Raw genomic sequence first — 13,533 nt, 5'->3', positions numbered from 1 at the left:
AAGGGGTAGTGTATGCATTTTTATTGGCATTTATAGGGTGTATGACATTTATTATCCTATAATGGAAAACAAGATCTAAAATTTACATAACAGGAGTTACTAACCTATTTTTTGATTCCTGTGTATTATATCTTAGATAAGTGAGTTTTAACAATCTAGTCATATGCTGGATAAAATTTTATGTTTTTTAGGATTAAAATTTAAATCTTTACCAATAATATAGTTAACAATATTATTGGAGGCGATATTTTGAATATTAGATTATTTGTCATAGCTATAACACCAGCAATTGCTATAATATTCGGCATATATTTAAGTGATAGACATGACAGGGAACCTGCAAAGCTATTAATACTAACGTATTTATTAGGTGCTTTAGCTGTAATACCTATATTAATAGTTGAAGAGCTATTTTTGAGTTTTAACATTTTTTCTGGAATATTAGAAGCAGCTTATACAGCCTTTATTGTGGCAGGGCTTACAGAGGAGTATTTTAAAAGACTTGTCATATTGAAAGTTCCTTATAAGACAAAATATTTCAATGAAAAATTAGATGGTATAGTCTATGGAGTATTTTCTGCCATGGGTTTTGCTACTGTGGAAAATATAGTGTATGTAGTATATAGATATGCTAATAATCCTCATGTTGGATTATATAGGGGAGTTTTTTCTGTTCCTGCTCATGCGGTATTTGGAATAACTATGGGATATTATCTATCTTTAGCAAGATTTGACACAGATAGTAGAAGGGCTAGAAAAAATATGAGAAGATCTTTATATATGCCTATACTTCTCCATGGAACTTTTAATTTTATACTAATGTCTAATGTACCTCAACTTAGCTTATTATTTGTTCCCTATGTAATCTATATATGGTGGATAAACCAAAGAAAGTTAAGTAAATTCATCTATGATTCTAGAAGTAGGATTATAGATATTGAAAGGGAAGAATAACGACAGTTGAAAATTCTTTTTATAAATTGTAAAATAATAATATAACCTATGAAATGGGGATATTTATGAAAAGAAAACATATTATTATATTAGCACTAATCTTAGCATTATTATCTCTTTTAATTGCTAATCATTTTTTACCTAATCTAATGTCTATAAATGACAGGACAAGCTCTCAAGAAGAAATAGAGTCTTCAAGCCATGTAGAAGAACATATTGAAGAAGATTTAGTAGAAGAAAGGACAACTACAGCAACTCTATTAGCAGTTGGTGATATAATGTTTCATATGCCTCAAGTGAGAGCTTCTTATAATTCAAATAGTAAAACTTATGATTTTAAAGATGTCTTTAAATATGTGAAGAAGTATATAGAGGCTGCTGATTTATCCATAGGTAATTTTGAAACCGTTACAGCTGGCAATGAAATAGGATTTTATGGTTTCCCCAGATTTAATTCTCCTGAAGAAACTTTAGAAGCTATAAAATATGCAGGGTTTGATATACTTACTACTACTAATAATCATGCTTTAGACCAGGGTAAAAATGGATTAATAAATACTATAAAAATCATTGAAAAAGAAGGTATGAAAAATATCGGAACCTATAAGGAGCCAAATAATACTATATTAATTACAGAAATAAATGGAATTAAAATTGCTTTATTATCTTATTCCTATGGTTTTAATGGATTAGAACATACATTATCAGAAGAAGATTTTTCCTTTATGGTGAATAAAATAGATGAGGATATTATAAAAGAGGATATAGAAAAAGCGAAGACTCTAGAATCAGATGTAGTGGTAGCCTTTATTCATTGGGGAAATGAATACCAGAAAGAGCCTTCTGAATATCAAGTGGAATTAGGAAGGAAAATGGTGGAATGGGGTGCCAACATTATCTTTGGGAGCCATCCCCATGTAATACAGAAATCAGAGATTATTAGTTATGGTGGAAAGGATAATTTTATCATATATTCTATGGGAAACTTTTTATCCAATCAACGAAAAGAGAACACCAGTAATCAATATACTGAAGATGGAACAATGGTAAAAATCCAACTTGAAAAAGATTTATCTAGAGGTGAAACTCATATTAAGGATATTGCATATATACCCACCTGGGTTAGAAGGTACAGAGATACTAGACTAAAATATAGGATACTTCCTATAGAAGATTTTTTGGAAGGTGAAGAATTGTACCCTGAGTTAGATGAAGCTGAAAGAAGAAGAATTAAAGAGTCTTATAATGATACTCTAGACAAGTTGATTAAAAATTAACCAATTTCTGAATTTATTTACATTTTCAAATTGCTATTATTTAGTTCAAATTACTATTTATTTGTTATATAATAATAATGTGTGATAAAACATGATGAAGGTGTGGTAACCCTTGGAAAAATTAATAGGTTTGTTTTTAAACTTAAGAGTTAGAGATATTATAGATATTTTAATAGTGGCTATGGCTTTTTACAAACTATTTATGTTAATTAGAGAGACTAGAGCTGAACAACTTACTAAGGGAATTCTCGCTCTATTTGTTTTTACAAAGATAAGCGAGTGGATTGAACTCTATACCGTATTTTGGATTTTAGAAAAAGCTATGACAGTAGGAGTTTTAGCTTTACTTATAGTTTTTCAACCTGAATTAAGGAGAGCTTTAGAGTATATAGGTAGAAGTAGCTTTTTTACTAAATCCTTTATGGAAATAAAAGATGAAAGTTTAAGTCAAGTAGTAGAGGAGATTGTAGAAGCAGTAGCTTCCCTTTCTAGACAGAAAATTGGAGCTCTTGTAGTTATGGAAAGAGCTACAGGTTTAAGTGAAGTGGTAGAGACAGGAACAAAAATAGATGGCAAAGTTTCTAGTGACCTTCTCATAAATATTTTTATCCCTAATACTCCACTCCATGATGGTGCTGTAATTATAAAGGAAGATATGATAAAGGCTGCTGGATGTTTTTTACCATTGACAGATAATACATCTCTTAGTAAAGATTTAGGTACTAGACATAGGGCAGCTCTTGGTATTTCTGAAAAATCTGATAGTCTATCTATAGTGGTTTCAGAAGAAACAGGAGCCATATCCATTGCTGAAAATGGTAGTCTAGCCAGATACTTAGATACAAAGACCTTGAGACAAATATTGATGGATATGTACAAGCCTAAAGATCCAAAAAACACATTTATTACAAAATGGAGGCGAAAAGATGAGCAAAGAGAAAGGGAATGATCTAACATTAAAAATCTTTGCTCTAATTATAGCGATCATTTTGTGGAGCTATGTTATGAGTAAAGAAAATCCCCCATTTAAAAGTGAGCTTAAAAATGTAAATGTAGATTTTATAAATGAATCTGTCTTAGAAAGACAAGGATTAGTAGTAATGGAACCTAAAAATGCAAACATTAAAGTAACTATTTCTGGTAGAAGGTCCGACGTGTTAGAGGTATCTAAAAAAGATATAATAGCTCAGGTAGATTTAAATGGTTATTCAGAAGGGAATGTGAAAGTTCCCGTATATGTTCAAGTTCCAGATGATGTTAGAATTGAAGATTATAGTCCTAAGGAAATACTATTTAAATTTGATAAAATTATTAGGGAAAATAGTCCTGTAGTCATTGAAACCCAAGGTAAATTACCTGAGGGCTATGTTTTGGGGACTCCAGAGATTAAACCCCAATCCGTATATATTGAAGGACCAAGAACCTGGATTAATTCTGTTGCAAAAGTTGTAGCTTATGTAGACGTTTCCAATAAAACAGAGGATATAAAAGTAACGGTACCAATTAAGGTGGTAGACGATGAAGGGGAAGATGTAAGGGGAGTTACAAAGGAACAAAACGTAGTAGATATATATATTCCTGTATACCAAACTAAAAAGTTACCAATAGAATTGCAAACTGAAAATCAATTACCAGATAATTATGAAATAGTCAATGTAAATATTAATCCTAGTACTATTGAGATTAAAGGTAAAAAAGAGGACTTAGTAGGAATCTTTTCTATTAATACTAAGCCTATAGATATAAATACATTAATAGACAATATAAATGTACCAATCGAATTAGAATTGCCTGAAGGTGTAAGCCTAGTTAATCCAGATAAAAAGATTACAATTACTTTAAATATTGATGAAAGCAGGACTAGGACTTTTGATTATACTTTAAAAGATGTAGAAATTAAAAATATGGATACAAGCCTTTATATTGATGAGGAGGATTTAAATAAACCCTTTACAGTGACTGTCAAAGGAATTAGTTCCATAATAGATTCATTAGAAAAAGAAGATTTAGGTTTAGAGTTAGATTTAAGGAATTTAGAGGAAGGAAGTCATAGGGTAAATATAGAAATCCGATTAGAAGATGGGATTGAAATAATAAGCATACTACCTGAAAGTTTTGATATCAAACTAATAAAAGAATAGGAAGATAAATATGGATAGGAAATATGTTTTAGTAATAAATCCTGGTTCAACCTCGACCAAGGTAGCAATCTATGATGGAGAATTTGAAGTAAAATCATATAAAATAGAACATAGCAAAGGTGAATTGGAAAGGTATGGAGAAGTTTCAGACCAATATGAATATAGATTAAATTTAATTCATACTTGGTTAGAGCAAGAAAATATCCATAAAAGCAGCTTAAAAGCAGTAGTAGGTAGAGGAGGATTGTTAAGATTTGTTCCAGGAGGTACCTATCTAGTTACAGACAAGATGATAGAGGACTTAAAATTAGGCGTTGGCGGAGAGCATGCTGCAAATTTAGGTGGTATTCTAGCAAGAGGGATTGGAGCAGAAGAAGGTATAAACTCTTATATAGTAGATCCTGTATCGGTTGATGAATTTGAAGAAGTGGCAAGGATTTCGGGTTTAAAATTAATAGAAAGAAAATCCTTAATACATGCTTTAAATATTAAGGCTGTATCCCATAGGAGAGCTGAGGAACTTAATAAAGATTTAAAGGATTTAAACTTAATAGTAGCCCATTTGGGAGGAGGCATATCCATAGCCCCTGTACAAGATGGCCGTATGATAGATGTAAACAATGCTAGTGAAATGGGACCCTTTTCTCCAGAGAGAGCTGGTGGATTACCAGTCGGGGATTTAATTAAAATGTGCTATTCAGGAAAATATAGTATTGAAGATATGAAAAAAAAGATAAAAGGGAAAGGTGGTCTCATGTCTTATCTAGGAACTATAGATGCTAGAGAAGTAGAAGATAGAGTAGATTCAGGGGATGAATATGCAAAGCTAATATATGATGCAATGATATATCAGATAGGGAAGGAAATAGGAGCAATGTCTACAGTTCTGAAAGGAAAAGTAGACAATATCATATTGACAGGAGGTTTGGCCTATTCAGATTATTTAGTCAATAGTTTAAAAGAAATGGTATCCTTTATAGCTAATGTTATAGTCTACCCTGGTGAAGACGAAATGGGTGCTTTAAATAAAGGCGTACTAAGGGTATCGAAAAACCAAGTAAAACCTAAAATATATGAAGAAGAGGTGATGCCTGATGGTTAAATCCTTTGCTGATTTAATTGCTTTAGCTCAAGAGAAAGAAGTAAAGAAGCTATCCGTAGCAGTAGCAGAGGACAGACAAGTTTTAGAAGCAGTTAAATCCGCAGTAGATTTAAATATTGTCCAACCAATTTTAGTTGGGGACAAGCTTAAAATAGAGGAAATAGGTAAGAAAACAGGATTAGACTTATCCAAGATTGAGATAATTGATGAAAAGGATGGTACATTAGCAGCAAAAAAAGCTACTGAATTAGTTAGTAGTAAAAAAGCCGATATATTGATGAAGGGATTAATAGACACATCTATTATAATGAAACAAGTATTGGATAAGGAAATTGGTCTTAGAACTGGAAAAATAATTAGTCACGTAGCTGTATTTGATGTTAGGACTTATCATAAAATCTTCTTTGTTACAGATGCAGCTATGAATATTAGCCCTGATTTAAATCAAAAGAAAGAAATAATAGAAAACTCCGTAGGGCTAGCCCACTCCTTAGGAATTGACATACCCAAAATAGCAGTAATCGCTGCTAAAGAAAAGATTTCTCCAAAGATGGAAGCAACTGTTCATGCAAAAGAATTAGCTGAAATGAATAAAAATAACCAAATTACAGGTTGTATAGTTGAGGGACCCTTTGCTTTAGATAATGCTATATCCAAAGAAGCAGCTAAGCATAAAGGGATAAAATCTGTTGTAGCTGGGGATGCAGATATTTTGTTAATGCCAAATATAGAAGCTGGAAACGTTTTATATAAATCCTTAACCTTCTTAGCTGGTTCTAAAAGTGCAGGAATAATATTAGGAGCAAAAGCTCCTATTGTGTTGACCTCAAGAGCTGATAGTCAGGAAGCAAAGCTACATTCCATTGTATTAGGAGCATTATTAACATCAAAATAGAGGAGGCTAGTAAATGACAGTGAATTATAGACTACTTATTATAAATCCAGGTTCTACATCTACAAAGATTGCGGTTTTTGATGATGAAAATATGATGTTTGAAGAAACATTGAGACATTCTGTTGAAGAATTATCAAAATATGAAAAAATATTTGATCAATATGAGTTTAGGAAAAATATTATTTTAGAGACTTTGAAAGAAAACCAAATCCATATTAATTCTTTATCAGGGATTGTAGGTCGAGGGGGTTTACTAAAACCCATAGAGGGAGGAACTTATGAAGTAAATGAAAATATGCTAGAAGATTTAAAAATGGGTGTATCAGGAGAGCATGCTTCAAATTTAGGTGGAATTATTGCTTTTGAAATTGCCCAAACGGTAGATGCTAAGGCTTTTATTGTCGATCCTGTTGTAGTAGATGAGTTAAACAGTATATCTAAAATTTCAGGATTGAAAGAGATAGAAAGAAAGAGCATATTCCATGCATTAAATCAAAAAGCAGTTGCAAGAAAGCATGCTAGGTTTGAAGATAAAATATATGAAGATATGAATTTAATAGTTGCCCATTTAGGTGGTGGTATTTCTGTAGGAGCTCATGAAAAAGGAAAGGTAATAGATGTTTCCAATGCTTTGGATGGTGAAGGACCTTTTTCGCCAGAAAGAGCTGGAGGATTGCCAGTTGGTGACTTGATTAAACTCTGCTATTCTGGAAAATATACTTATGAAGATATGAAAAACATGGTAAAAGGAAAAGGTGGAATGGTTTCCTATCTAAATACTAATAATGCATTAGAAGTATGCGAAAGAATAAAATCAGGAGATGAATATGCCAAACTAATCTATTATGCTATGGCTTACCAAGTAGCGAAGGAAATAGGAAGTTGTGCTGTAACATTAAAAGGAAATGTAGACGGTATTTTATTAACTGGAGGTATAGCCCACGATAAAATGTTTACAGGTTGGATAGAAGAAAGGGTTAAGTTTATATCCCATGTATACATTTATCCTGGCGAAGATGAATTAACTGCATTAGCAGAAGGAGGATTAAGGGTTTTAAGAGGAGAAGAAAAAGCAAAAGAATATATTTAGAATTTAGGTGAAAATATGTTAAATGATAAAAGGTTGAGGTTTATTATTGGCCATTATGGCAGTGGAAAGACTGAATTTAGTATTAACTATGCTGTAAAGCTAGCAGAGATGGGGGAAAAGGTTGCTATAGCAGATCTAGATGTGGTGAACCTCTATTTTAGAAGTAGAGAAAAAACTGATGTTTTAGAAAAACTAGGCATAAAGGTTATTGGAAGTTCTATAGAAGGATCTGCTGTAGATATACCAGCTATTTCTGCTGAAATATTAACTCCCATGCAAGATACCTCTTATGAAGCAGTTATAGATGTAGGGGGGGACCCTGCTGGAGCAAGAACTTTAGGCATGTATAACAAATATCTTGCTCAGGGTAAATATGATATGTTTTTTGTATTAAATGCCAATAGACCAGAAACTCAAACAACAGAAAAAGCTATAGAATATTTAAGGAAGATTGAAGATACAGCTAGAGCTAAAGTAACGGGTATTATCAATAATACTCATATGTTGAAGAGCACTACTGTAGAAGATGTATTAAAAGGACAGAAATTAGCTGAAAAAGTTTCTGAAAAGACCAATATTCCAATTAGATATGTATGCGCCATAGAAAAAGTTGCAAAAGAATTACCGGTGGATTTAAAAGGAGAAATATTCCCGATGACTTTATATATGAGGGAAGAGTGGATGGTCTAACAATATAAAACATAAGGAGGTTTTATGATGGCCAAAGTTAAAGGAAGAGTAACATTCCAAGAAGACCTTTGCAAAGGGTGTGGTCTATGCGTTTCCGTATGTCCTGTTAAGATTATATCCTTAGACAATGATAGAATAAATGCAAAGGGCTATCATCCAGCTACTATTGTAGAGATGGACAAATGTATTGCTTGTACTAATTGTGCAACTATGTGTCCAGATTTAGTAATAACTGTGGAAAGGCTGAATAAATAAATTTTTAAGGAGGGTTTTTGATGGCTAAAGTTCTCATGAAGGGAAATGAAGCTATAGGGGCAGCTGCTATAGAAGCGGGTTGTAAATATTTTTTTGGATACCCTATAACACCACAAAGTGAATTGCCTGAATATATGTCTAGAGAACTACCAAAGGTTGGCGGAATTTTTCTACAAGCAGAATCTGAAATCGCTGCAATCAATATGGTTTATGGTGCTGCAGGAGCAGGAGTTAGAGTTATGACTTCATCATCAAGTCCAGGTATATCACTAAAACAGGAAGGGATAACTTATATTGCAGGAGCAGAACTACCTTGCTTAATAGTCAATATAATGAGAGGTGGACCAGGCCTTGGAAGCATACAACCATCTCAGACTGACTATTTTCAAGCGACTAGAGGTGGAGGAAATGGAGACTATAGACTTGTAGTATTAGCTCCAGCCAATGTTCAAGAACTAGTAGACTTAATAATTGAAGGATTTGATATAGCAGACCAATATAGAAATCCAGTTATGGTCTTAGGAGATGGAATGATAGGGCAAATGATGGAGCCAGTAGAATTTAAAGAATCGAAGAAAAGGGAACTACCAGAAAAGGATTGGGCTACTACAGGCACCGAAGGAAAGAGGAAACCAAATATTATAAACTCCCTATATTTAGCTCCAGAAGAATTAGAAGAACATAATAAAAAGCTTCAAGCAAAATATAAATTGATAAAAGAAAATGAAGTAAAGGTTGAATCCTATAATATAGAAGAGGCAGACGTAGTTATAGCAGCTTATGGAACCACATCTAGAATTGCAAGAACAGCTATATCAGGATTAGAAAAAGAAGGGTATAAAGTAGGGTTAATTAGGCCTATTACCTTGTGGCCTTATCCTTATGATGAATTCGATAAGATAAATCCTAATTGTAAAGGTATATTAACAGTAGAAATGAATACTGGACAGATGATAGACGATGTGAAAATAGCTGTTAAGGGCAAATATCCGGTATATTTCCATGGTAGAACCGGTGGTATGGTACCAACACCTAATGAGATTATTGAAAAAATTAAAGAAATCTATGGAGGTGAAAAATAATGGCAATAGTATTTGAAAAGACCAGAGGACTAACCGATGTTCCTACTCACTACTGCCCTGGCTGTACTCACGGAATTATTCATAGATTAGTAGCAGAAGCATTAGAAGAATTAGGAGTACTAGACAAGGCCATTGGTATAGCACCAGTAGGATGTTCAGTCCTTGCTTATAAATATTTTAATTGTGATATGCATGAAGCAGCCCACGGTAGAGCACCAGCTGTAGCAACAGGAATAAAAAGGGTTAGGCCAGAAAATTTTGTATTCACCTACCAAGGAGATGGAGACTTAGCCTCCATTGGAACAGCAGAAATAGTACATGCAGCCCATAGAGGAGAAAAGATATCCACCATATTTGTAAACAATGCAATCTATGGAATGACAGGAGGACAAATGGCACCTACTACTTTAATAGGTCAAAAAGCAACAACAGCACCATTAGGAAGAGATGAAGCTCATTCAGGTAAACCCATTAGGATGTCAGAGCTTTTAGCAACAATAGATGGGGCAAAGTTTGTTGAAAGGGTTACCGTAACAACACCAGGTCATGTTCGAAAAGCTAAAAAAGCCATAAAAGAATGTTTTAAAGTTCAAATAGAAGGAAAGGGATTTGGAATAGTAGAGGTATTATCTACTTGTCCAACTAACTGGGGTTTAACGCCTGAAGAAGCTCTAAGATGGTTAGAAGACAATATGATACCCTATTATCCTCTAGGAAACTTTAGAAGACCAGAGGAGGTGGAATAAATGGAAGAAAGAATAATTATAGCAGGTTTTGGTGGACAAGGAGTAATGGCTATAGGTCAACTATTAACTTATGCAGGAATGATAGAAGGAAAATATGTTTCCTGGTTACCATCCTATGGACCAGAAATGCGTGGAGGAACAGCAAATTGTGGTGTTATAGTATCTAGTGAACCAGTAGGTTCACCAGTTGTAGTCAACTCTACAACAGCTATAGTTATGAACAAACCATCCTTAGACAAGTTCGAACCAACTGTGGATAAAGGTGGTAAACTGTTTATTAATTCCTCCTTAATAGAACAAAAATCTAAAAGGGAAGATATAGAAGTATTCTATATTCCTGCCAATGAAATAGCAGATGAATTAGGTAATATGAGAGTTGCAAATATGGTTATGTTAGGAGCATATTTAGAAGCAACTAAAACAGTAGATATAGAGTCCATCCTTAAAGGATTCACAAAAGTATTTGGAGAAAACAGAGCCCATTTAATCCCTATAAACAAAGAAGCCTTAGAAAAGGGAGCAGAAGTTGCAAGAAAACAGATGAAAGCAATGGTATAGATTAAAGACCGATTCTTCCATGGAAGAATCGGTCTTATTTATGACAAAAAAATTTGCATTTGATAAAAAATTATGATATACTATTCTCGATGCAATTTCACCTATTTTTATCTTCTACACAACTCTATTCATTTTGAAGTTTCATTTTTCAATAAAGATTAATTTACTATATAGAACTCATTTCAAATAATATCATGAAATACGAATTTTTTGAACAAAAATTTTTAATTTTGAAAACTTAAGTGTATTTTTTACTAAAATTAACTTTTAGTAGAATCATAATTTTATATCTATCGCTGAATTCTTGTGAAAGAAGCGGGGGAACCAATTAAGTGGGGTGAATCCTTTTAGGACGGGCAAAAACCCTTAGCCCGAACCCGTCAGCTAACCTCGCAAGCGTGGAGGGGGGATTGATAATGTATTGTCATCTATCGACTATGGGGAGCCCTCTATAGTCTTTTATTTTACTTATAATCAAATAGGGAAATTATGGGATAGGAGGTAATAGTATGAAAAAAGATTTAGTTTATGCTGTTATTGGAGCAGGTAATGGAGGCGTTACAATGGCAGGATATTTAAGTCTAATAGGTTATAAAGTCAATCTATATAATAGAACTTTGGAAAATATAATTCCATTGATTGAAGAATCTAAAATTAAATTAACTGGAGAAGTTCAAGGGGAAGGGAAGTTAAATATAGTAACAAATAATATTGAAGAAGCTATTAAAGATGCTCATATTATAATGGTGACAGTACCAGCCATGGGCCATTATAATTTAGCTAGGACTATGGCTCCTCATTTAAAGGATGGTCAAATAATTGTATTAAATCCTGGTAGAACAGCGGGAGCTATGGAAGTTTATGCTGCTATTAGACAATCTGGTTCAAATAAAGATGTGATAGTAGCTGAAGCTCAAACCTTTATTTATGCTTGTAGAAAAACATCTTCAACTAGTGCTCATATATTTAAATCAAAAAGGGAAGTGACTTTAGCAGCCATTCCAGCAACCAAGACAAATTATGTTATTGAGATGCTCAAAGATGCTTATCCTCAATTTATAGCTGCTAGAGATGTAATAGAAACCAGTATAAATAATTATGGAGCTATATTCCATCCAGGTCCTACACTTTTGAATAGTGGACATATCGAAAGGGGAGCTCCCTTCGAATATTATACAGAAGGTATAACTCCATCCATAGGAAGTTTTTTAGAAAAGATGGATGCTGAAAGAATGAAATTAGGTCTTTTACTTAATGTAAATACCTTATCTGCTAAGGATTGGTTAAAGGAAACCTATGAAGCAAAAGGAGATAATTTGTATGAAGCAGTACAAAACAATCCAGCTTATAAGGGTTTACAAGCACCTAAAGGCTTAAATATAAGATATATATATGAAGATGTACCCTATAGTTTAATACCTATGTCATCCTTAGCAAAGGAATTTAATATAGAAACTCCTGCCATAGATTCAATAATTAAGATAGCTGGTTTAATAACGGGTATAGATTTCTTTGAAGAAGGTAGAACTGTTGAAAGATTAGGTCTAAAGGGTTTGTCTGTTAAGGAGATACATGAATTCGCACAAAAAGGTAAAATAATAGAAGAAGGTAAAGAAGTAGCAGCTTCATGAAAAAATACTTCTGCTAAAGAAATAAATATTTAATTTGCTAAATATAATTATTAAAACAAAACAAACTTGCTATATAGTAAGTTTGTTTTGTTTTAAACAATGCTTTCTTTCCCTTGAAAAATATTTTGTTTTATAGTACTATATATATATAATAATTGGGACTTTATACCTACATAACTTGCGAAGATTTGACATTATTTTTAAAAATATAAAAAACAGGTATAGAGTGCACGTATTCTAGCTTTGCTCAAACAGTAATTTCCTAGGAAATATTTTACCTATATCGACAAAATACTTCTATATTAAGGGAATTTATTTTTAATAACTATTAAACTAGCTCATATATGTCTTTTCTTAGACATATAATAAAATAGGGCTATTTAATAATGAAACAGGGGTGTTTTTAATGGGGGAACAGAATAAAAAGAGAGAAAATTATGTGAAGATGGCTATGAGTTTCCTTGAGGACATGCATTCTGTAAAAGGATTAGGTGTAATAATCGATATCTTTGATGAAATTAGATATTCAGGATTAGATAAAAAGGAAGTAAATCAAAAAATTTTAAGAATACTACATAATTTAATAGACTCAGATAGTTTGGACTCCTTACTGGAAAAAGAAGATAAAAAAGTTTTGTCATTATTTCTAAAAGATTTTTTAAAACTAAACTGCCAATCAGGAAATTATTATCTAGCCAATGAAGAATTTGCAGAATTGACTTTAGATGAGTTCTATAATGTTCTCATTGAAATTAAATATTCAAAAGAAAAAGACTTAATAAATAAAAACAAGTTACCTATTAATGGATAATAGGTAACTTGTTTTATTTATTCTATAGCGAATAAAAATTCTCCTTCAGTAGCTATTTCATCATCAAGCCAATATGAGAATAATTGAAGCAGCAAGGAAAAAACTCCGGTTGGAAGAGGATAAAATCTATGTAAATCTAGATAAATATGGAAATATGTCTTCTGCCTCTATCCCAGTAGCAATAGATGAAGCCTACAAAAAGAGCTTGTTTAAAAAGGGAGATATTGTATTGTTAGTAGCTTTTGGCGCTGGTTTAACCTGGGGTTCAGCTTTATTAAGATGGAATAAATGGGAGGTGTGA

General features: G+C 32.6%; 14 protein-coding genes, 1 pseudogene and 1 riboswitch. All 15 genes and pseudogenes read left to right on the top strand.

Annotation, left to right across the window (positions count from 1 at the left end):
- Positions 1-249 precede the first annotated feature (249 nt).
- Positions 250-954 (top strand): PrsW family intramembrane metalloprotease, encoded by a 705-nt coding sequence (locus C3E90_RS01935; RefSeq protein ID WP_236913860.1) that lies wholly within the window; start codon positions 250-252, stop codon positions 952-954.
- A 65-nt stretch (positions 955-1,019) separates the two neighbouring features.
- Complete coding sequence (locus tag C3E90_RS01930) at positions 1,020-2,231, top strand: CapA family protein (protein WP_236913859.1); 1,212 nt, start codon at positions 1,020-1,022, stop codon at positions 2,229-2,231.
- Positions 2,232-2,343: 112 nt separating this feature from the next.
- Positions 2,344-3,180 (top strand): diadenylate cyclase CdaA, encoded by an 837-nt coding sequence (cdaA, locus tag C3E90_RS01925; protein WP_272879033.1) that lies wholly within the window; start codon positions 2,344-2,346, stop codon positions 3,178-3,180.
- A 55-nt stretch (positions 3,181-3,235) separates the two neighbouring features.
- A complete protein-coding gene (locus C3E90_RS01920; RefSeq protein ID WP_236913858.1) occupies positions 3,236-4,372 on the top strand; it encodes a CdaR family protein in 1,137 nt (378 codons plus the stop codon).
- A gap of 10 nt (positions 4,373-4,382) precedes the next feature.
- The gene (gene buk / locus C3E90_RS01915) at positions 4,383-5,474 is read left to right on the top strand and encodes a butyrate kinase (protein WP_236913857.1); all 1,092 of its coding nucleotides are present in this window, start codon (positions 4,383-4,385) and stop codon (positions 5,472-5,474) included.
- Entirely contained in the window at positions 5,467-6,369 is a 903-nt protein-coding gene (locus C3E90_RS01910) for a phosphate butyryltransferase (RefSeq protein ID WP_236913856.1), read from the top strand. The genes buk (C3E90_RS01915) and C3E90_RS01910 overlap by 8 nt, the downstream gene beginning before the upstream one ends.
- Positions 6,370-6,382: 13 nt before the next feature.
- Complete coding sequence (gene buk, locus C3E90_RS01905) at positions 6,383-7,459, top strand: butyrate kinase (protein ID WP_272879032.1); 1,077 nt, start codon at positions 6,383-6,385, stop codon at positions 7,457-7,459.
- A 15-nt stretch (positions 7,460-7,474) separates the two neighbouring features.
- Positions 7,475-8,149, top strand: a complete 675-nt coding sequence (locus C3E90_RS01900; RefSeq protein WP_236913855.1) for a nucleotide-binding protein — start codon at positions 7,475-7,477, stop codon at positions 8,147-8,149.
- A gap of 27 nt (positions 8,150-8,176) precedes the next feature.
- Positions 8,177-8,404, top strand: a complete 228-nt coding sequence (locus C3E90_RS01895; RefSeq protein ID WP_236913854.1) for a 4Fe-4S binding protein — start codon at positions 8,177-8,179, stop codon at positions 8,402-8,404.
- Positions 8,405-8,421: 17 nt separating this feature from the next.
- Positions 8,422-9,486: a 3-methyl-2-oxobutanoate dehydrogenase subunit VorB gene (locus tag C3E90_RS01890; protein ID WP_336512998.1), complete on the top strand. Its 1,065-nt coding sequence runs from the start codon at positions 8,422-8,424 to the stop codon at positions 9,484-9,486.
- Positions 9,486-10,232: a thiamine pyrophosphate-dependent enzyme gene (locus C3E90_RS01885; RefSeq protein ID WP_236913852.1), complete on the top strand. Its 747-nt coding sequence runs from the start codon at positions 9,486-9,488 to the stop codon at positions 10,230-10,232. The genes C3E90_RS01890 and C3E90_RS01885 overlap by 1 nt, the downstream gene beginning before the upstream one ends.
- Entirely contained in the window at positions 10,233-10,790 is a 558-nt protein-coding gene (locus C3E90_RS01880; RefSeq protein ID WP_236913851.1) for a 2-oxoacid:acceptor oxidoreductase family protein, read from the top strand.
- Positions 10,791-11,074: 284 nt separating this feature from the next.
- Positions 11,075-11,204, top strand: a riboswitch (cyclic di-AMP (ydaO/yuaA leader).
- A 95-nt stretch (positions 11,205-11,299) separates the two neighbouring features.
- Positions 11,300-12,421: an NAD/NADP-dependent octopine/nopaline dehydrogenase family protein gene (locus C3E90_RS01875; RefSeq protein WP_236913850.1), complete on the top strand. Its 1,122-nt coding sequence runs from the start codon at positions 11,300-11,302 to the stop codon at positions 12,419-12,421.
- A gap of 406 nt (positions 12,422-12,827) precedes the next feature.
- On the top strand, positions 12,828-13,232 hold the full coding sequence (locus C3E90_RS01870) for a hypothetical protein (protein ID WP_236913849.1): 405 nt from the start codon (positions 12,828-12,830) through the stop codon (positions 13,230-13,232).
- 67 nt (positions 13,233-13,299) lie between these two features.
- Positions 13,300-13,533: pseudogene (locus C3E90_RS01865) on the top strand (3-oxoacyl-[acyl-carrier-protein] synthase III C-terminal domain-containing protein); the annotation flags it as partial.

This window comes from Clostridium sp. Cult2 (assembly GCF_021655075.1).
Taxonomy (GTDB): domain Bacteria; phylum Bacillota; class Clostridia; order Tissierellales; family Tepidimicrobiaceae; genus Schnuerera.
This window is presented reverse-complemented; position numbering and strand designations above follow the sequence as displayed.

Coding starts and splice junctions, on each gene's coding strand:
- C3E90_RS01920 (WP_236913858.1), top strand. CDS start 3,236: ATGAGTAAAGAAAATCCCCCATTTAAAAGTGAGCTTAAAAATGTAAAT.
- buk (WP_272879032.1), top strand. CDS start 6,383: ATGACAGTGAATTATAGACTACTTATTATAAATCCAGGTTCTACATCT.
- buk (WP_236913857.1), top strand. CDS start 4,383: ATGGATAGGAAATATGTTTTAGTAATAAATCCTGGTTCAACCTCGACC.
- C3E90_RS01875 (WP_236913850.1), top strand. CDS start 11,300: ATGAAAAAAGATTTAGTTTATGCTGTTATTGGAGCAGGTAATGGAGGC.
- C3E90_RS01930 (WP_236913859.1), top strand. CDS start 1,020: ATGAAAAGAAAACATATTATTATATTAGCACTAATCTTAGCATTATTA.
- C3E90_RS01885 (WP_236913852.1), top strand. CDS start 9,486: ATGGCAATAGTATTTGAAAAGACCAGAGGACTAACCGATGTTCCTACT.
- C3E90_RS01900 (WP_236913855.1), top strand. CDS start 7,475: ATGTTAAATGATAAAAGGTTGAGGTTTATTATTGGCCATTATGGCAGT.
- C3E90_RS01910 (WP_236913856.1), top strand. CDS start 5,467: ATGGTTAAATCCTTTGCTGATTTAATTGCTTTAGCTCAAGAGAAAGAA.
- C3E90_RS01895 (WP_236913854.1), top strand. CDS start 8,177: ATGGCCAAAGTTAAAGGAAGAGTAACATTCCAAGAAGACCTTTGCAAA.
- C3E90_RS01880 (WP_236913851.1), top strand. CDS start 10,233: ATGGAAGAAAGAATAATTATAGCAGGTTTTGGTGGACAAGGAGTAATG.
- C3E90_RS01870 (WP_236913849.1), top strand. CDS start 12,828: ATGGGGGAACAGAATAAAAAGAGAGAAAATTATGTGAAGATGGCTATG.